Genomic DNA, 18,797 nt, shown 5'->3' with positions numbered 1-18,797 from the left:
AAAAAGGGGGAATGTGAAATGGCCGCGCTAGGGCAGCGATTCAGGGATAGTTTACAGGATGGGCGAACAGTTTGGCTGGATGGCGAAAAAGTGGAGAACGTATCGCAGCACCCTGCCTTTCAAGGGACACTGCAAACCTTGACAGCCCTCTTTGCAACGCTGGAGGACAATGTGCTCCGCGAACATGTAGGATTTAGAAGCCCGGTTACAGGGGAGTACGTTCACAACGCCTTTCTGGTTCCTGCCTCCCTCGAGGATTTGCAAAGGCGGACAGCCGCTTTTGCCTGCTGGACCAAAAAGACGCACGGTGTGATGAGCCGGCTCTCCGAATATGCCCGTTCTTTGGTGACAGGCTGGTATGCCGCCCGGGAAAGATATCAGGTTTTTGATCCGCAGTTTGCCGAAAAAATCGTTCGCTACTACGAACAAGCCCGCGATCAGCACCGCTTTGTGACGACCGCGCTGTTGGATCCGCAAATTGACCGCTCAAAAGGGCCTTCGGAACAGAAAGACCCGGATGCCGTTCTTCGGATCGTGAGAAAAACAGAAGATGGGGTTGTTCTGCGAGGGGCGAAAATGATTGCGACGGCGGGTCCGTACACACACGACTTTTTGGTTTATCCGTTCCACCGGATCGCCGATGGGGATCTGGCACATGCCCATATGATGATCGTGCCCGCCAATACGCCCGGCCTTCACATCATCTGTCGCGAATCCTTTGCTGCCGATCGCCGGGAAGTCTATCCGCTCAGCTCCCGATATGAAGAAATGGATGCGGTGCTGCTGTTCGACGATGCCCTGGTTCCGTGGGAACGCGTCTTCCTGCACGACAATCCGCAGGCGGTGTGGCAGCTGCGCATGGATGAAACAGCCAATGGGCTGGCCTACCACACGACTGTGGTGCGCCTCCTGGCGAAGCTGGAATTTGTGGCAGGGGTCGCCTTTGCCGTTGCGGAAGCGATCGGAGCCGATCATCACCTGCACGTCCAGGAAAAACTGGGAGAGTTGGTCATTCAGCTGGAAACCGTCAAAGCCCTGCTGATCGCATCGGAAGCGGGAGGCAAAGCGGATGTGTACGGCACATTCGTCCCCGATCCGACCCCGATCGAGACAGCGAGAAACCTGGGGCCCAGGTATTATCCGCGGGCGATTGAAATTCTGCAGCAAATCGGAGCGGGAGGCTTTATGCAGGTGCCTTCGAACGGGGAGCGGCTGCAGGCGGAACTGGGCGGCTTGCTGCAAAAATACTACCGCGGCGCAAAAATAGACGCGGAAGGCCGGATTGCCTTGTTCAAACTGGCTTGGGACTTGATCGGCAGCCCGCTGGGATCCCGGCACGAGCTTTACGAGCGGTTCTACCTGGGGGATCCGGTCAGAACGTACGCTGCCCAATATCAGAACTGCGACAAGGAGCGGCTTCAATCCCGTTTGCGCGATTTCTGGAACCTGGCCGCAGGGAAGGAGGCGAAGGAATATGACAGCAAGTCAGCGGTATCTCTCTAGGCTTCGGGACGGGCGAAGCGTCTGGCTGCAGGGGAAGATCGTTGAGGATCTGCCCAGCCACCCGGCGTTTGCCGGAACGATTCAGACGATTTGTGCATTGCTGGCTTTGCAGGACGATCCCGCCTCCCAGCCGTCTCTGACTTTTTCGCCCCCCGATACGGGCAAGCCTGCCAACCTTGCCTATCTGGTTCCCGGCAGCAAAGAAGAGGTGCTGCAAAAGGAGACCGCATACCGGATATGGTCGGAAAAAACCTTTGGCATGATGAGCCGGCTGTCCGACTATTCGAGGTCACTCTTGACCGGATGGTACGCCAGCCGCCATGTATTAGGGGGGAGCGACGGCAAGTTTGCCGACAAAATCGACCGGTATTATCGGCTAAGCCGGGATCAGGATTTGTTCTCCACAACCGCGTTGCACGATCCGCAGGTAGACCGGTCGAAATTGTCTTCCCAATTTGATGATCCCCACACCCATCTGCGCATTGTGCGGGAGACAGAGGACGGGATCATCGTGCGGGGGGCGAAGATGATTGCGACCGGGGCTCCGTATTACGATGAAATTTTTGTCTATCCGTTTCATCGGCGCCCGCAGTCAGAAGCCCGGTATGCGACGATGTTCGCCGTCCCTGTCGCCACAAAAGGGGTGCACATTGTCTGCAGGGAGTCTTTTGCTTCCGAGAACGCAGAGGATCACCCGCTCAGCTCAAGATTTGACGAAATGGATGCGGTTGTCGTCTTTGACGATGCCTTGATCCCGTGGGAGCGGGTTTTTATCAAAGACGATCCGGAGGCGATCTGGAGGCTGAGACAAGATCCCGTCGCCGTCGCCTTGAGCCAGCAGCCGACAGTGGTCCGGCTGCTCCAGAAACTGGAATTCGTCGCGGCCATCGGCCACGAATTGGCCTGTACGATCGGCGCCCGGCAATACTTGCACGTTCAGGAAAAACTGGGGGAGCTGATCATCCAGGCAGAGACGATCAGGGCCCTGCTGCTGGCCGCCCGCGAACGTGCAAAGCCAAATCAATACGGAGTGTGGCTGCCCGCCGTCGAACCTTTGACGACCGCCCGGAATTTGGGCTCCCGCTATTATCCCCGTGCGCTGGAAATCATCCAGCAGATCGGAGCGGGGGGATTTCTGCAGGTTCCTTCTACCCTTGCGGAATTGAACGGACCCATTGGACCGTTTATCAGCAAGTACTACCGCGGCGCCGGGGTAGAGGCGGAAACCCGCCTGAAACTGTTTAAGCTGGCTTGGGATTTGATCGGCAGCCCCCTGGCTTCCCGCCATGAGCTGTATGAGCGGTTTTACTCCGGCGACCCGGTGCGCACGTACGCGAGCCAGTATGCGGGCTACGACAGGCAGGAGTTGATTCAGACCGTTTGGGAATTGGCAAAATCAGACACGAGGTGATCCTGTATGACAATTCATTTTTCCTGGTTTGTTCCGACCAATGGAGACGGGGAGTACATCGGACTTGCCCGGCCAGAGCGCGAGGCCACTTTCGACTACCTCGGCAAGGTTGCCCAGGCGGCCGAAGCAGCGGGTTTTTCCGGCATTCTCATCCCCGTAGGGGCCCCCTTTTTGGATTCGTGGATGGTTGCGTCGGCGATCATCCAGCGCACGTCGAAGATTTCTCCGCTGGTGGCTTTTCGCCCGGGGTTTGTAGCACCCGCCGTAGCGGCAAAGATGGCGGCAACACTGGATCAATTCAGCGGGGGAAGGCTCTGGGTCAACGTGGTGACCGGCGGCTCTCCCTCAGAACAAGGGCAGGATGGGGACTTTCTGGAGCACGACCGGCGTTATCAGCGCACGGACGAATTTTTAACGATCGTCAGAAAGCTGTGGCAGGAGTCTTCGGTCAGCTTCGAGGGAGAGTATTTTTCCGTAAAAAATGCTTCCCTCTACCCCTCCAATTATCAGCGAAGACAGCTTCCCGTCTATTTTGGCGGTTCCTCTGAAGCCGCCAAAGAAGTCGCTGCCAAACATGCTGACGTCTATTTGCAATGGGGAGAACCGGTGGAAGAAGTTCGGCGGCAAATCAACGATGTCAAGCGAAGAGCGGCTGCTTGCGGCAGACAGCTGGAATTCGGCGTACGGATACACGTGATTGTGCGGGAAGGGGAGGAGGAGGCGTGGGCTGCTGCCAATCGCCTGATCAGCCGGATCGATCCGGTCGTCGAACAGCGGATGCAAGACTATTACCGAAGGGCAGATTCAGTGGCGCAGCAGCGGATGTCCCAATTGCTGGAGGGTGCAATGCGCTTTGGCAAGCACAAATGGGCCGGGATCGGCAGGGTGCGAAAAGGGGCCGGCACGGCAGTGGTCGGAACGCCGGAGCAGGTGAAAGAAGGATTGATGGAATACGTCGATGCCGGGGTGAATCACTTTATCCTGTCAGGTTTTCCGCATCTCGAAGAAGCGGAGCGGGTAGGGAATTTGGTACTGCCCCTGTTCTCGGATGACAGGGCGGGAGTGCTGTACTCGTGATGGAGGAGAGAAGCCGATGAGTGTGAAAGTAGCCATATGGGGTTCCAATATTTCCGGGGGATTTTTGCGTTCGACGGCAGATCAGACCAAAGACGGCAGCTTTGCCTATAACCTGCGCCTGGCACAGCTGGCCGATCGGCTGGGAGTCGACGCGATTCTCTTCCCCACCCGCTATCTGGGAGGCTTGGGCGGCAGCGATGCGGCGGGCGGACAGCTGGACTCCTTGACGATTGTAGGCGCCCTGGCGGTACATACCAGGCAGGTTCACTTTATTTCGGCGGTGCTGCCGGCTTTTGTCCCTCCGGTTACATTGGCGAAAATGGGAGCGACCTTGGAACAGATCACATCCGGCCGCTGGCACGTCAATTTGGTCAGCGGCTGGTTTCAAGAGGAACAGGAGATGTTTGGCATCCCCTGGATCAGCCATTCCGAAAGGTATCGTCGTTCGGAGGAGTATCTACAGGTGGTGAAAGGGCTTTGGCAAAAAGAGGAATTTTCCTTTGAAGGCGAGCACTACCAGATACGTGGCGGAAAGATGCGGCCAACTCCCGTACAGAAACCGTACCCTGCTATTTTTCAGGGCGGAAATTCCGAGGAAGCACAGGAAATGGCGGGGAAATTTTCGGACTGGTACTTTATGAACGGAGCTTCGATTGAAGAACTGAGGCCGCAGATGGAGCGCGTAAGCGAGATTGCTTCCAGGCATCATCGGCGGGTCCGGTTTGCTGTCAACGCCTTCGTCATTGCCCGCGAGACAGAAAAAGAAGCGCAAGAAGAATTCCGCTACATCGTGGATCATGCCGATGTGACGGCGATCAACAAATTTAAAAACTATGCCAGGGGTGCTGCGGGCATGTGGTCGCGGGCCGCCTCCATCAGCGATTTTGTCGCCAACAACGAGGGCTTTCGGACCGGCTTGATCGGTTCGTACCAGCAGGTGAGAGACAAAATCCGGGAGCTGCAGTTGGCAGGCGTTGAGATGATTTTAACGGCGTTTCGCTATCCGGTCGATGAGCTGCCGCTGTTTTTCGAACATGTGCTGCAGAAAAAATTGGGCGCCGAATCTTGTAACGCCCAGGAAAAACGGGCATAGACTTTAGCGTAGTCGACCTGTTCCTGCTGTTTTTTTTCGGCTGAAACTCGACTGTTTTGGTCAGGATTCAAAACGGCAGGAAACAGGTTGAAAACTGAAAATAGCTGATCAGACAACTGAAGGCTCCTTGCCGCTTGCCCGGGTGCAGGCGTGTCGGGAGCCTTTTGTCTGCCAGCCATTGCGAAAGGAGTAGGAGAGCAATGTCAGGCAACAGGAAAACAAACAAGCGGTGGAAGGAGACGGGGATGCCGTTCCTTTTGCTCGCCGCCTTCATCCTGCTGTCCGCCTTCCTCACAGGCTGTTCCGAAGGCAGCGGCAGTGCCCAGGCGAAGGCCGAAGCCAAAACGAAAGCCGATAAGGTCCTGCGGATTGGCTATCAGAAGGGAGATCCGCTCAACATCGTAAAAGAGCGGGGGAATCTGGAAAAAAGATTGCAAGAGTTGGGTTACACCGTCACCTGGAATGTATTTCCGGCGGGTCCGCCGCTCCTTGAAGCATTGAGCTCGGGAAATCTCGACGTGGGCCGGACTGGCGATTCTCCGCCGGTATTTGCCCAGGCAGCAGGTTCTCCGCTGGTCTACGTAGGGGCTGGCCATTCCAAAGCCAAAGGCTCAGCGGTCCTCGTCAAAAAGGATTCCGCCATCCACACGCTCGCCGATCTAAAAGGCAAATCCATTGGACTTGCGAAGGGGTCCAGCTCGCACTACCTGCTCGTGAAGGCACTGGAGAGCGCCAATCTGACGTACGAAGATGTCACCCTGTCGTTTTTGGCCCCGGCGGATGCCCGGATCGCCTTTGAACAAGGCAAGGTAGACGCTTGGGTGGTCTGGGATCCCTACTTCGCCGACATTGAAAATACCGGACAGGTGCGGGTGCTGACCGACGGCCAAGGACTTGCGGACGACCGCGATTTTTACCTCGCATCAGATGTCTTCGCCAGGGAGCATGGCGACATTGTCAAAGTGCTGCTTGAGGAAGTGGAGGAGTCGAGCAGGTGGGCCAATGAAAATCCCAAAGAAGTCGCCAAACTGCTCGCTCCCCTGCTGAAAATTGACGTTGCCGCACTGGAGAAAGCGGCGGCGCGCAGAACCTACGGTTTGGAAGAATTGGATGACGCGTTGGTAAAAGGGCAGCAGGAAATAGCGGATACCTTCTATGCCTTAAAACTGATACCGAAAAAAATTTCCGTCGCGGATGCGGTTTTTCATCCGGCGAAATAAAAGAAAGGGGAAGCGTTATGGAAGTGCTTTGGTTTCTGCCTACACACGGGGATGGGCGTTACTTGGGAACATCAATCGGAGGGCGGGCCGTCAATTACGCTTACCTGCGTCAAATCGCGCAGGCGGTAGATGAATTGGGGTTCAGCGGAGCGCTCTTGCCGACGGGGAGGTCGTGCGAAGATGCGTGGGTAACAGCTTCATCCTTGCTGGCTGTTACGCAGAAGATGAAATTCCTTGTGGCGGTCCGGCCGGGGATTGTGTCTCCCACTGCCGCAGCCCGCATGGCTGCGACATTTGATCGCCTGTCCAACGGCCGATTGTCTATCAACGTCGTAACAGGCGGAGATCCGGCAGAGCTCGCCGGAGACGGCCTTCACCTGAACCATGATGAGCGCTACGAATTGACCGACGAATTTCTCTCTGTCTGGCGCTCCCTGCTAACCGGAGAACAGGTCAACTTCCGCGGCGAGCACCTTCATGTCAAAGACGGGAAGCTGCTGTTTGCTCCGCTCCAAAAACCTTACCCGCCGCTCTACTTTGGCGGATCGTCCGATGCCGCGATGAGGGTGGCGGCCGAGCATGTGGATGTGTATCTCACCTGGGGGGAGCCGCCGGGACTGGTGGCGGAAAAGGTAAAGAAAGTGCGCAAGCTGGCTTTCGAACGCGGGCGGGCCGTTCGGTTCGGCATCCGGCTGCACGTGATTGTGAGGGAAACCGAGCGGGAAGCGTGGGAAGCGGCAGACCAATTAATCAAGCACCTCGATGACGAGACAATCCGCTCGGCACAAAAATCGCTCGCCAACTACGATTCAGAAGGCCAAAAACGGATGCTGCAGCTGCACAGCGGCAATCGAAGCGATTTGGAAATATCGCCCAACCTCTGGGCGGGGATCGGGCTGGTCAGGGGAGGGGCCGGGACCGCGCTGGTAGGTGATCCCGAGACGGTAGCCGCCCGGATAGAAGAGTATGCGGAACTGGGAATCGAGAGCTTTATCTTGTCCGGCTACCCGCACTTGGAGGAAGCGTATCGGGTCGCCGAGCTGCTGTTCCCCCGTTTGCACCTGGCAAACCAGGCGAAGCCGCCTATCACCCCCTCTGGCGAAGTGATCGGCCACTTCAGCTTTCCTGCACAACCGGCGAGTCTATCTGTCGCAGCAGGGGGTGTCGGCAATGCCTAGAATCGTCATTCTCTCGGGAAGCATCTCCGCTTCGTCGCGTATCAACGGCGTGTTGGACTACGCCGGGAAAGTGTTGAGCGAAGCCGGGCTGCAGGTTGATTTCGTCAACGTCCGCGATCTTCCTCCGGAAGATTTGCTGTCCGCCCGATTTGACAGTACCGCCATTGTCCAGGCAAATCGCTTGATTGAGCAGGCCGATGCCGTTGTGGTAGCTACGCCTGTTTACAAAGCATCATATACAGGCGTTTTGAAGGCGTATCTCGACCTGCTGCCGCAAAAAGGGCTTGCCGACAAAGTGATTCTTCCCCTGGCCGTTGGCGGAACCCTGTCCCATCTGTTGATGCTTGATTACGCGCTGAAGCCGGTGCTGGCAGCGCTCGGTGCCGAACATGTCTTGAGCGGTGTGTATGCCGTGGATTCGCAGATCCAAAGAGACGATCCGCAAGGGGTTGTCATCAGCGAGGAGATTGTGCAGCGCTTGGATCGATCCCTGGACAAATTGATTCAACTTGCAGGCAAAGACAGGTGATCGCTTTGAGAGCCTCGTTTAAAAAACTGTCCGCAAAAACCTTGATTCCGTGGAGTATTCCGCTTCTGTTCATCCTGTGCTGGCAGCTGTTTGGCTTGTTCCCGACTCCCGTTCAAGTGCTGGCCGCGTCTGTTCAATTGATCGAAAGCGGAGAATTGGCGGAATACATCGGCGTTAGCGCCAGGCGGGCGGCGATCGGTTTCGCCGTCGGCGGGAGCATCGGTTTTCTGCTGGGACTTTGCAACGGCTTGTTTCCGATCGCAGAAAAGCTGCTGGATACACCTGTGCAGATGATCAGAACGATTCCTCACCTGGCCCTAATCCCTCTCGTGATCTTCTGGTTCGGAATTGGCGAGACGGGCAAGCTGTTTCTCGTCGCTTTAGGCGTGCTGTTTCCGGTTTATGTCAATACCTTTCACGGGATTCGCACGGTTGATCCCGGCCCGATCGAAATGGGGAGGGTGTACGGCCTGCGCGGCGCAAAGCTGTTTTGGAAGGTGATTTTTCCGGGGGCCCTGCCCTCGATACTGGTTGGCGTACGCTATGCGCTCGGGGTGATGTGGATCTCCCTGATCGTGGCGGAGACGATTGCATCCGACTCCGGGATTGGCTATATGGCGACCAATGCCCGTGAATTCATGCAGATGGACGTCGTCCTGCTCAGCATCCTGCTGTATGCGCTGCTGGGCAAACTATCTGATGTCATCGCCAGGCTGCTGGAAAGAAGATGCTTGCGCTGGCATCCCGGCTACAATGACTGATCCCACAAGCGAGAGGTGATGGTATGAAAAGAGGCCGCTCGGGCATTTGCCTCGATGTACAGGGGGTCGGCAAAGCGTTTGGCAGCACCCGTGTGTTACAGGGGCTTCAATTGATGATTCCCCCCGGAGAGTTTGTCGCCGTTGTCGGGCGAAGCGGCTGCGGCAAAAGCACCTTGCTGCGGCTGATATCCGGTCTGGACCAGCCGAGTGAAGGGAAGATTTTGCTGGATAACCAACCGGTTACCGGTGTTCACGCTGATGTCCGGATGATGTTCCAGGAGGCCAGACTGCTTCCCTGGCAGAGAGTGATTGACAATGTGCAGATCGGTATCAAGTCAGAATCACGGATAAGTGCCGAGGAGGTCTTGCAGCTTGTCGGTCTTGCCGACCGGGCCGCCGAATGGCCCCGTGTTTTATCGGGAGGGCAGCGGCAGCGGGTTGCGCTGGCCAGGGCTTTGGCAGGGGAGCCAAGACTGCTCCTGCTTGATGAACCATTGGGTGCGCTGGACGCGCTGACCCGGATTGAAATGCAGCAGTTGATAGAAGAGCTGTGGCTGGAACAGAAATTTTCCGCCATTTTGGTGACGCATGATGTGAGTGAAGCCGTAACACTGGCAGATCGCGTGATCGTACTGGAAAAAGGGAGGGTTGCGCTGGACCTTCCTATCAGTCTCCCCAGGCCGCGCGCAAGAGATCACGGTTTTGCCCATTTTGAGAGAGTCATTTTAGACAAAGTGATGGCACGGGGAACGGAGGGTGTGGCGATCGTCAAGCAGCGAGCCTACAGTTACTCCGTCTAGCAGCGCTGCCCTGGAATAAGGCAAAAAAAGCCGGATCCTGCACACTGCGCAGAAATCCGGCTTTCTTCCTAAATCTCTACTCTACGTGTTTTTCCACTCCTCCTGAAGCTGTTCGTACTCTTCTGGTTGAAAGACCCGGGAACGGGTCAAAAAGCGCAGTCCCTCCGGACCTTCCAGGGAAAACATTCCGCCGCGGCCTTCGACCACATCGATCACGAGCTGCGTATGCTTCCAGTACTCATACTGGGCCCGGCTCATATAGAACGGGCAGCCGCCGATTTCTCCCAGACAGACGTCACTGTCGCCCACCATAAATTCACCCAAGGGAAAGCACATCGGCGAGCTGCCGTCACAGCAGCCTCCGGATTGGTGAAACATCAGCGGGCCGTGTTTTTCTTTCAGGCGTTCGATCAGCTGCAGGGCCGCTTCTGTGGCCAACACCTTTTCTACCTGGGCCATGACATCCTCTAGAAGAAGCCCAACGCGTCCGGGCTGTAGCTGACGAGCAGGTTTTTGGTCTGCTGGTAGTGATCCAGCATCATCTTGTGGGTTTCTCTGCCGATCCCGGAGACCTTGTACCCGCCGAACGCGGCATGGGCAGGGTAAGCGTGGTAGCAGTTCGTCCAGACGCGGCCGGCTTGGATGGCTCTGCCCATCCGGAACGCCGTGCTGCCGTCCCTGGTCCATACGCCCGCGCCAAGGCCGTAGAGCGTGTCGTTCGCGATCGCCAGCGCCTCTTCCTGAGTGGAGAAGGTCGTAACGGCGACGACCGGCCCGAAGATCTCTTCCTGGAAGATCCGCATGTTGTTCTTGCCTTCGAAGACGGTAGGCTGGATGTACAAGCCTTGTTCCAACTCTCCGGGAAGCACAGTCCGTTCCCCGCCAGCCAGCACTTTCGCGCCTTCCTGCTTGCCGATTTCGATGTAGGACAAGATTTTATCAACTTGCTCGGTGGAGACTTGCGCACCGATCATCGTCTCGGTATCCAGCGGATTTCCCTGCTTGATTTGTTTTACCCGGGCCAGGGCTTTTTCCATAAACTGGTCGTAGATCGACTCCTGGATCAGCGCCCGGGATGGACATGTGCACACTTCGCCTTGATTGAGGGCGAACATGACGAAGCCCTCAATCGCTTTGTTGAGGAAGGCGTCGTCTTTGGCGAATACGTCCTCAAAGAATATGTTGGGAGATTTTCCGCCCAGCTCGAGGGTGACCGGGATGATGTTCTGGGAAGCGTACTGCATGATCAGACGCCCTGTCGTCGTCTCACCCGTAAAGGCGATCTTGGCAATGCGGTTGCTGGAGGCGAGCGGTTTGCCGGCTTCCAGGCCAAACCCGTTGACGATGTTGAGGACACCCGGGGGCAGCAGGTCAGCGATCAGCTCGGCAAAGACGAGCACCGAGGCCGGGGTTTGTTCCGCCGGTTTCAGTACGACGCAGTTTCCTGCCGCCAGAGCGGGAGCCAGCTTCCAGGTCGCCATCAGTAGCGGGAAGTTCCAGGGGATGATTTGCCCGACGACGCCGAGCGGCTCGTGGAAGTGGTAGGCCACCGTATCGTTGTCGATCTGCGACAGCGTTCCTTCCTGCGCCCGGATACACCCGGCAAAGTAGCGGAAGTGATCGATGGCCAGCGGGAGGTCGGCGGCCAGGGCTTCGCGGATGGGTTTTCCGTTATCCCATGTTTCGGCGACGGCGAGCATCTCCAGGTTGGCTTCCATGCGGTCGGCGATTTGCAGCAGGATCCGGGAGCGTTCCGCCGCGGACGTTCGTCCCCAGGCGTCTTTTGCCGCGTGGGCGGCGTCGAGTGCGGCCTCGATATCTTCTGCCGTGGAGCGGGGAATTTCGCAGAAAACAGCCCCGTTCACCGGGGAAATGTTCTCAAAGAACTCGCCTTTTACCGGCGGAACCCACTTTCCGCCAATAAAGTTGTCGTACCGCTTTTTAAAAGTGACTTTAGACCCGGCCTGACCCGGTTGTGCGTAGATCATGGACATACCTCCTCATCGTGTTTAGACATGTGTCATTGCAAGGAGGGTGCCAATGCCGCCGATGCTGTCATTCCTGGGCCGCATGTGAGATTTTATTACGCAGCTGTTCCATAATGGAGCAGTCGGGTGAACCGGAATGGAACATTTAAAATATTCGCACTTGTATGGTAATATGTGGAGAGGAAGAGGAAAGGAGGCTGCTTTCTTGCCATTTCAGGATCCCCTTTCAGAGCCGACCGACTACATCGAACAATCCTGGAAGAGATGTCGGGACATCGGCTTGAAGCAGAGTGAAAAAGCGGATGACCAGCTGCTGACCGGCACCTCGATCAAGGAATTGCAAAGCCGGTACGATTTCTTGTTTCCGCATGCGGAAGCTGTCTTTGAAAAGCTGTACCCGCTGATTATCCAATCCGGCAGTGTCGTATTTTTGACGGACCCGGAAGGAACAATCCTCTACGCCAGCGGCGACGCGGCTTTTGCCTCACGGGCGGCGCGCGTGCAGCTTCAGGTAGGAGCCAATTGGCATGAAACCAAAAAAGGCACGAATGCCATCGGGGTGGCGATTGAAGAAAAGAGGCCTGCGCTGGTCAAAGGAAGCCAACATTTTTTCCGCGAAAACCACTTTCTCACCTGCGCTTCCGCTCCCATCTTCGATCGCGCCGGCGAGCTGCTGGGGGTCGTCAATATCAGCGGCCTCAAGGAGACCTTTCATCCGGTGCTTGCAAGTGCTGCTTCCCTGGCGGCGGACGTCTTCCAAAACCGCATGCTGGTCCAGGAGATGAGGGCAGAGCATTTGATCACGCTGCAGCAGTTGGAGACGATCAGAGAGCGCCACCCCTTGCCGCTTTTAACGCTGGACGGCGACCGCCGGATAACAGGGGCCAACCCGTCGGCGATGAGGCTGCTCGGCAATTGCCTGGGAGCAGAACTGCCGTCTGATCTCAACTTCCAGATCATCACGCTCAAAGACGACACCCATAAGCTGTACCGCTCTGTCGCGATTAAAGAAAGTCCCGCGACTTCCGCGAGCAGTCGGCAGCAGCCGCCGCTCTATACATTTTCCGATATCTTCGGTTCTTGCCCGGCGATCGTACAGGTAAAGGAATTGGCGAAAAAAGCCTCCTGCAGCCAGCTTCCGGTCCTTTTGACCGGGGAAAGCGGAACGGGAAAGGAGCTGTTTGCCCAGGCGATACATACACAGAGCGAACGCGGGCCATTTGTTGCCGTCAACTGCAGCGCGATTCCCGATACGCTGATCGAAAGCGAGCTGTTTGGCTACGAAAAAGGCGCTTTTACCGGGGCCAACAGGGAGGGCGGCATCGGCAAATTTCAGGCGGCGGACGGCGGCACGCTGTTTCTCGATGAGATCGGAGACATGTCGGTGCGGGCCCAGGCGGCACTGCTGCGCGTCCTGCAGGAAAAAACCGTCACCCCCGTCGGCAGCGTCAAATCGAGAAGAGTAGATGTCCGCATCATCGCCGCTACTCATCGGAATCTGTTTGAGGAGGTCCAGGCGGGTCGTTTTCGCGCCGACCTGTTTTACCGCTTGAAAGGGATCACCATACGTCTGCCTGCGCTGCGCCAACGAAAGGACATCCGGCAGTTGGCGGAGCACCTGCTGAAAAAACATGCCGAACAGCCCAAAACCTTGTCGCCCGCGGTACTCCAGCTGCTGGAGCGCCATCCATGGCCGGGAAATATCCGCGAGCTTCTCTCCGTCCTGCTGCAAGCGTCGTTTCTCGCCGAGGGGGGAGTGATCGAAGCGGAACATATCGTCGTCGACACTCCCTGGGATCGGCAGGAAGAGGGAACGTTTTCCCTTCGCGAGAACGAACGAAAAACGATCGAAGAGGTATTGCAGGAGACGAACGGCAATATTGCCCGCGCCGCCAGCCTGCTGAACATCGGCCGGAATACGCTCTATCGCAAAATCAGGGGATACGGGATCCAGTATAAGAAATCCCCCGGCAGAATGCAGCAGTAGCGCTTCACGCCTTTTCATTGAGAAAGTAGCGGATCGTCCGCTTGCTGATGTTCCATGTTTCGCTCAGCAGCTGCCTGTCACCTTTCGTCTTTGCCAACCCCTGTTCAATTGCCTTTCGCCCGACTTCCGCCTCCAGCAATTTGACTCGTTTGACCGCATAATCAAAATCAAATTCTTCCACCGGGCCCATGTTTCCGATAATCGCCTCGACAAACCGCTCACACTCCCGGTCGATGCGATCGCAGACGGCGGCAGCTTCGGCTTTGGCCTCGGCTGCGCTGCCGCCTGCTGCCGGGGTCTGGCTGGCAATCTGCGGGGGAAGATGCTCTGGACGGAGCACTTCACATTCGTGGATGGCAATGGCCTGGTTTAATACGTTGATCAGCTGCCTGACGTTTCCCGGCCATTCGTAGGACTGCAACAGGGCCAGCGCCGCCGGATCGATCCGGCACGAAGAGCCGAATCGCTTTTCCAGGTATGAATGAGCGATCAACGGAATGTCGCCGGCTCTTTCCCGCAGCGGAGGAATCGTCAGTTTTACCCCTTCGAGGCGGTAGAGCAGATCCTGGCGAAACCGCTTCGCGGTGACTTCTTGTTCGAGCGCCCGGTTGGTGGCGGAGAGAAAGCGGATATTGGCCTTGGCTACGTGCTCGCCGCCCACCTTCATGTATTCGCCCGTCTCCAAAGCCCGAAGCAGCTTTACCTGAATGGAGGGGGGAGCTTCGCCGATCTCGTCGAGGAACAGGGTGCCGTTATTGGCCAATTCAAAGAAGCCTTTACGCGGCTTGAGGGCCCCGGTAAAAGCCCCCCGTTCATATCCGAACAGCTCACTCTCCAGCAGGGTCTCGGGGACCGCCCCGCAGTTGAGCGCGACGAACGGATACTGGGCCCGCAGGCTGGATCCGTGCAGGTAGCGGGCCAACAGCTCCTTGCCGGTGCCTGTCTCCCCTTCGATCAGCACGTTGATCGCCTTTTTGGCCAACTTGCGGGCGACGCTGATCAACTTTTCCATCGGTCCGCCGGGGGCGTACACGATGCCGTAGTGGGCTGCCTCGCGGGACAGTTCATCCGCCAGCTTCAAAGGTTCGTCCAGGACGGAGTCGATCACGCCCTCCAGGCTGTCCAGGTCGTCAAACGGCTTTTCCAGGTAGTCCCTGGCCCCTCTCTGGATCGCGGTGACGGCAGATTTGATCGTGCTGTAGCCGGTCATGATCAGGACGCCGCAGGAGGGATATGCCGATTTTATCCGGGTCAACAGGTCGAGTCCGTTGGCGTCGGGCAGCTTCAGATCGATCAGAGCGGCATCGAAGCCTGCGTGCCTCTCGGCTAGCAGCCTGTCTACTTCCCTTCCCGAGTTGGCGGCTGTGACATCGCAGTTTTTCTGCTTGAGAAAATAGGTGAAAAAAGACGTGACTTCCTGTTCGTCATCCACAACCAGCACGTGTTTCCTCGCCATCTGCATCCTCCTTTGGCTTTTTGAATGGCAAAAGCAGGGTAAACTTGCTGTAGCGGTTCCGTTCACTTTCGGCAAACAGCCTGCCGCCGTGCGACTCGGTGATCCCCAGACTGACAGACAAGCCAAGTCCCGTTCCCTTGGCGCTCTCCTTGGTCGTAAAGAAGGGTTGAAAGATCTGCGGAAGATGCTCCGGTTGGATGCCGGCGCCGTTATCGCGGATCGACAGTCCGACCCAGGCAGCTTCTTCCTCAAGCAGAAAGGTTTCGATGATGATCTGCGGATGCTCACGCCCGTTCAGCGCATCCCTCGCGTTTAACAGCAGGTTGATCAGCACCTGTTCAATCTGGTGGCGGCTGCCGTGGAACGAGAGAGTGGACGATGACCGCTTTTGCTGGATCTCAATCCCGGAAACCGCCAGCTGGTAGCCGATCAGTCCCAGGACATCGTCGATCAGGTCGTTCAACGCCAGGCATTCAAAAGCGTATTCCTCTTGTCGCGAAAAGGTCAGCAGGTTCTGGATGATCTTTTTGCAGCGCACCCCGCATTGGTAGATGTCCTTCATCAATGGGTGAAGCGGCCCTGAAGCGGCTTCCCGCATCAGGAGCTGGGCGTTGCCGAGAATGGCGGTAAGCGGGCTGTTCAATTCATGGGCGATTCCCGCTGCCATCTCTCCGATGGCGGCCATTTTGGCGGACTGGACAAGCTGGGCTTCGAGCCCTACCTTTTCGCACACATCCTGGAACAGAATGATATTCTCGATCGCTACGCCGACGTGCTCGGCGATCAGCCTGAACAAAGCGACTTCCTCCGCATCTGCTTTCTGCTTGCCATGGTGCAGCAGGGTGAGAAAACCCAACACCTGATTGAGGTGGCTGCGCAGGGAGACGGATGTGAAGCGGTGAGCGGGGAAGGCGGCCTGCATCACGTTCTCCAGCTGGTCAAGCCCCAGGGCAGGGGGATGCTTGACGGGCTTGACCAGCGTTTGGCAGCGCCACTCCGGCTGCTCCAGGGTCGAGATGTAGGAGGAGAGCGTAGAGCCTTTCACCAGCGTGAGTGCAAACGAGTCGAATGGAATCAATAGCGACAACTGGGCCGCGATGTAGCTGCTCACCTCCTGCCAGGATGCGCTTATCTGTATCTTGGTCAGCTGATTGATGACCTCAAGCTGTTTGTTCTTCTTTTTCATCTCCTCGATCAGAAATGCCAGCTCGGCGTAATACGTCTTTCGCGAAGAGTGAATCCCGGTCAGTTTTTGCAGGATTTCTTGTTTCGGCAGCATCGGCATCCTCCTAGAGCGCTTTGCGGAAAATGCTGATCACGTCCTGGACGGTCATGTCCCGCGGATTGGTCGCCATGCAGACGTCGAGCACGGCGTGGGAGCTGAGCAGGTCGATGTGCTCCGGAAGCAGGCCGAGCGATGCCAGGGACTCCGGTATATCCAGATCTCGCGCCAAGTCCTTCACAGCCTTCAGCGCCAGGCGGGACGAGTCGTGCAGGCTCAGACCGGCGGTGTTCTCGCCGAGCGCTTCGGCGATATTCTTGTAGCGTTCGGGAGCGGCGATGTAATTGTACTCCAGCACGTAGGGGAGCAGGATCGCGTTTACCTCTCCGTGGGGCAGGTCGAGCAGCCCGCCCAATTGGTGGGACATGGCGTGGACCGCGCCCAGGATGGCGTTGGAAAAAGCGATGCCGGCCTGCAAGCTCGCCATCGCCATCGCCTGTTTGGCCTCGGCATTGTACTGGCTGGCGGCGGACGGCCGCAGATACTGGGAGATGAGCCGCATCGCCTGCAGGGACAACACCTCTGTGAGCGGCGTCGCAGCCAGGGAGATGTACGATTCGATGGCGTGGGTCAGCGCGTCCATTCCCGTGTTGGCTGTCAGCCGCTTGTCTTTTGTGGTGAGCGTCTGCGGGTCGATAATCGCGATGTCGGGGATGAGCGATTTGGAGATGATCGTCATTTTCACTTTCCGTGCGGTATCGCCGATGATGGAAAATTGCGATATTTCCGAACCGGCTCCTGCCGTTGTCGGCACCATCACCATCGGAGGCAGGGGCCGGGTGATTTTGTCCACGCCCTCATACTGGTGGATGCTCCCCCCGTTTGTCCCGAGCAGCGCGATCGCCTTGGCCGCGTCGATCGCGCTGCCCCCGCCGACCCCCAGGATGGCATTGCATCCGCAAGCGCGGTATGCGTCGACACCCGCGTGGACTTCGTAATCCTTGGGATTGGGCGTCACTTCCGTCCACAGGCTGTAATCCAGGCCGCTTGCTTTCAGGTAATGGATGACCTGTTCTACCCACCCGGCGTTGACCACTCCCGGGTCGCTGACCAGAAAGACGCGCGTCGCTCCCAACCTGACGAGACTTTCGCCGGTCTGGGAGATCGCCTGCTGCCCGAAGATGATTTCAGGCGTCATAAACTTGGACATCTGCATGCCACATCCTCCTTTCCCTCTCCCATGTATTTCGACAAAATGGGGGCGTTCCCCTACAGGTGACAAAAGATTGGCCCGCTGGCCGAAAATTTGTCACGCGGGCCGAAATCTCGGCCGGCAACTCAGAGGTTTTGTTGAAACATTCAGTCTTTTTCTTTTGGTATGAAGCTTGCTTAGACATGGGCAACCGGTTTTTTATTTTTCTTGAAGGAGGAAGTATGATGAGAGCAGCAGTTGTCAATCAGTTTAAACAAAAACTGGAAGTGAAGGAGGTACCCGTACCGGAGGCAGGTCCCGGCCAGGTGCTGGTCAGGATCAAGACCTGCGGCGTCTGTCATACCGACCTGCATGCCGCCCACGGGGATTGGCCGGTCAAGCCCAAGCTGCCTTTGATCCCCGGTCACGAAGGGGTCGGCGTGGTGGAAAAACTGGGCGAAGGAGTCACCTCGCTCAAGATCGGGGACCGCGTTGGGATTCCCTGGCTGTACTCCGCCTGCGGGGAGTGCGAGCATTGTTTAAGCGGCTGGGAAACCTTGTGCAAGCAGCAGCTCAACGGCGGCTATTCGGTGGACGGCGGCTATGCGGAATACTGCGTGGCGCCAGCCGCGTATGTAGCCAAAATACCTGACGGAATCGGCGACGTCGAGGCAGCTCCGATCTTGTGTGCAGGGGTGACGACGTACAAGGCATTGAAGGTAGCCAACGTCAAGCCAGGGGAGTGGGTCGCCATCTACGGGATCGGCGGTTTGGGCCACGTGGCGCTGCAGTACGCCAAAGCGATGGGCTACAACGTGATTGCTGTCGATATCCACGACGAAAAATTGGCGCTGGCCAAGGACCTCGGCGCCGACCTGACCGTCAACAGCAGTGCCCAGGATCCAGCCGCGTTCATCCAGGAGCAGGTCGGCGGGGCGCATGCGGCTGTCAGCGTGGCGGTAACGAAAAAGGCTTTTGAGCAGGCGTACCAATCCGTGAGGCGGGGAGGTTCCCTCGTGGTCGTCGGCCTGCCCAACGCCGAATTGCCCATCCCGATTTTTGACACCGTGTTGAACGGAGTGACAGTGAGAGGATCGATTGTCGGCACGAGAAAAGACATGCAGGAAGCGCTTGATTTTGCCGCCCGCGGAAAGGTGAGGGCGATGATCGAGACACAGCCGCTCGAAAAGATCAACGAAGTGTTTGAACGGATGGAAAAAGGTCAGATCAACGGACGCGTCGTCCTGACGTTGCAGTAATGTTTTGCAAGCGTTCTCATTGTTCAGAGCCGGACACAGGCTGCCCGAACACGGCAGTTTGTGTCCGGCTTTTTTTAACTACGACTGACCAATTAACATACAAAATGTATATTCTGCCCTT

General features: G+C 57.2%; 16 protein-coding genes. 11 read left to right on the top strand and 5 right to left on the bottom strand.

Annotated elements, in window-relative coordinates:
* Positions 1-18: 18 nt before the first annotated feature.
* The 9 genes from ACI7RC_RS22605 (at position 19) to ACI7RC_RS22565 (ending at position 9,572) form a co-directional block, all read left to right on the top strand.
* A complete protein-coding gene (locus ACI7RC_RS22605) occupies positions 19-1,503 on the top strand; it encodes a 4-hydroxyphenylacetate 3-hydroxylase family protein (RefSeq protein WP_019123071.1) in 1,485 nt (494 codons plus the stop codon).
* Positions 1,475-2,914, top strand: coding sequence for a 4-hydroxyphenylacetate 3-hydroxylase family protein (locus ACI7RC_RS22600; protein ID WP_408110455.1), 1,440 nt, complete (start codon positions 1,475-1,477; stop codon positions 2,912-2,914). Before ACI7RC_RS22605 ends, ACI7RC_RS22600 begins: the two co-directional genes overlap by 29 nt.
* 6 nt (positions 2,915-2,920) lie before the next feature.
* Positions 2,921-3,991 (top strand): LLM class flavin-dependent oxidoreductase, encoded by a 1,071-nt coding sequence (locus ACI7RC_RS22595; protein WP_408110454.1) that lies wholly within the window; start codon positions 2,921-2,923, stop codon positions 3,989-3,991.
* Between the two features lie 16 nt (positions 3,992-4,007).
* Positions 4,008-5,084, top strand: coding sequence for an LLM class flavin-dependent oxidoreductase (locus ACI7RC_RS22590; RefSeq protein ID WP_408110453.1), 1,077 nt, complete (start codon positions 4,008-4,010; stop codon positions 5,082-5,084).
* A 200-nt stretch (positions 5,085-5,284) separates the two neighbouring features.
* Positions 5,285-6,304 carry a sulfonate ABC transporter substrate-binding protein gene (locus tag ACI7RC_RS22585; protein WP_408110452.1) on the top strand — a complete coding sequence of 340 codons (1,020 nt, stop codon included), beginning with the start codon at positions 5,285-5,287 and terminating at the stop codon, positions 6,302-6,304.
* A gap of 17 nt (positions 6,305-6,321) precedes the next feature.
* On the top strand, positions 6,322-7,482 hold the full coding sequence (gene ssuD, locus ACI7RC_RS22580) for an FMNH2-dependent alkanesulfonate monooxygenase (protein WP_408110451.1): 1,161 nt from the start codon (positions 6,322-6,324) through the stop codon (positions 7,480-7,482).
* Positions 7,475-8,011, top strand: coding sequence for an NADPH-dependent FMN reductase (gene ssuE / locus ACI7RC_RS22575; RefSeq protein ID WP_408110450.1), 537 nt, complete (start codon positions 7,475-7,477; stop codon positions 8,009-8,011). The genes ssuD and ssuE overlap by 8 nt, the downstream gene beginning before the upstream one ends.
* Positions 8,012-8,016: 5 nt before the next feature.
* Positions 8,017-8,772 carry an ABC transporter permease subunit gene (locus tag ACI7RC_RS22570; RefSeq protein WP_408110486.1) on the top strand — a complete coding sequence of 252 codons (756 nt, stop codon included), beginning with the start codon at positions 8,017-8,019 and terminating at the stop codon, positions 8,770-8,772.
* 23 nt (positions 8,773-8,795) lie between these two features.
* Entirely contained in the window at positions 8,796-9,572 is a 777-nt protein-coding gene (locus tag ACI7RC_RS22565) for an ATP-binding cassette domain-containing protein (protein WP_019123063.1), read from the top strand.
* A gap of 81 nt (positions 9,573-9,653) precedes the next feature.
* Here ACI7RC_RS22565 and ACI7RC_RS22560 read toward each other — a convergent pair whose 3' ends face one another.
* Entirely contained in the window at positions 9,654-10,031 is a 378-nt protein-coding gene (locus ACI7RC_RS22560) for a DUF779 domain-containing protein (protein ID WP_019123062.1), read from the bottom strand.
* An 8-nt stretch (positions 10,032-10,039) separates the two neighbouring features.
* The gene (adh, locus tag ACI7RC_RS22555) at positions 10,040-11,560 is read right to left on the bottom strand and encodes an aldehyde dehydrogenase (protein WP_408110449.1); all 1,521 of its coding nucleotides are present in this window, start codon (positions 11,558-11,560) and stop codon (positions 10,040-10,042) included.
* Positions 11,561-11,765: 205 nt separating this feature from the next.
* Here adh and ACI7RC_RS22550 point away from each other — a divergent pair, with 205 nt between their 5' ends.
* Positions 11,766-13,547, top strand: coding sequence for a sigma-54-dependent Fis family transcriptional regulator (locus ACI7RC_RS22550; protein ID WP_408110448.1), 1,782 nt, complete (start codon positions 11,766-11,768; stop codon positions 13,545-13,547).
* Positions 13,548-13,551: 4 nt separating this feature from the next.
* On the opposite strand, the gene ACI7RC_RS22545 is transcribed toward ACI7RC_RS22550, so the two are convergent.
* Genes ACI7RC_RS22545 through ACI7RC_RS22535 form a run of 3 tightly spaced genes read right to left on the bottom strand, consistent with a single transcriptional unit; the run spans position 13,552 to position 17,441 of the window.
* A complete protein-coding gene (locus ACI7RC_RS22545) occupies positions 13,552-15,003 on the bottom strand; it encodes a sigma-54-dependent transcriptional regulator (protein WP_408110447.1) in 1,452 nt (483 codons plus the stop codon).
* Positions 14,972-16,282, bottom strand: coding sequence for a sensor histidine kinase (locus ACI7RC_RS22540; protein WP_408110446.1), 1,311 nt, complete (start codon positions 16,280-16,282; stop codon positions 14,972-14,974). The genes ACI7RC_RS22545 and ACI7RC_RS22540 overlap by 32 nt, the downstream gene beginning before the upstream one ends.
* 10 nt (positions 16,283-16,292) lie before the next feature.
* Entirely contained in the window at positions 16,293-17,441 is a 1,149-nt protein-coding gene (locus ACI7RC_RS22535; protein ID WP_408110445.1) for an iron-containing alcohol dehydrogenase, read from the bottom strand.
* A gap of 221 nt (positions 17,442-17,662) precedes the next feature.
* On the opposite strand from ACI7RC_RS22535, the gene adhP reads away from it, so the two are divergent.
* The gene (gene adhP / locus ACI7RC_RS22530; protein WP_019123053.1) at positions 17,663-18,676 is read left to right on the top strand and encodes an alcohol dehydrogenase AdhP; all 1,014 of its coding nucleotides are present in this window, start codon (positions 17,663-17,665) and stop codon (positions 18,674-18,676) included.
* Positions 18,677-18,797 lie beyond the last annotated feature (121 nt).

The sequence above is a fragment of the Brevibacillus sp. B_LB10_24 genome (assembly GCF_046036945.1).
Lineage (GTDB): Bacteria > Bacillota > Bacilli > Brevibacillales > Brevibacillaceae > Brevibacillus_C.
This window is presented reverse-complemented; position numbering and strand designations above follow the sequence as displayed.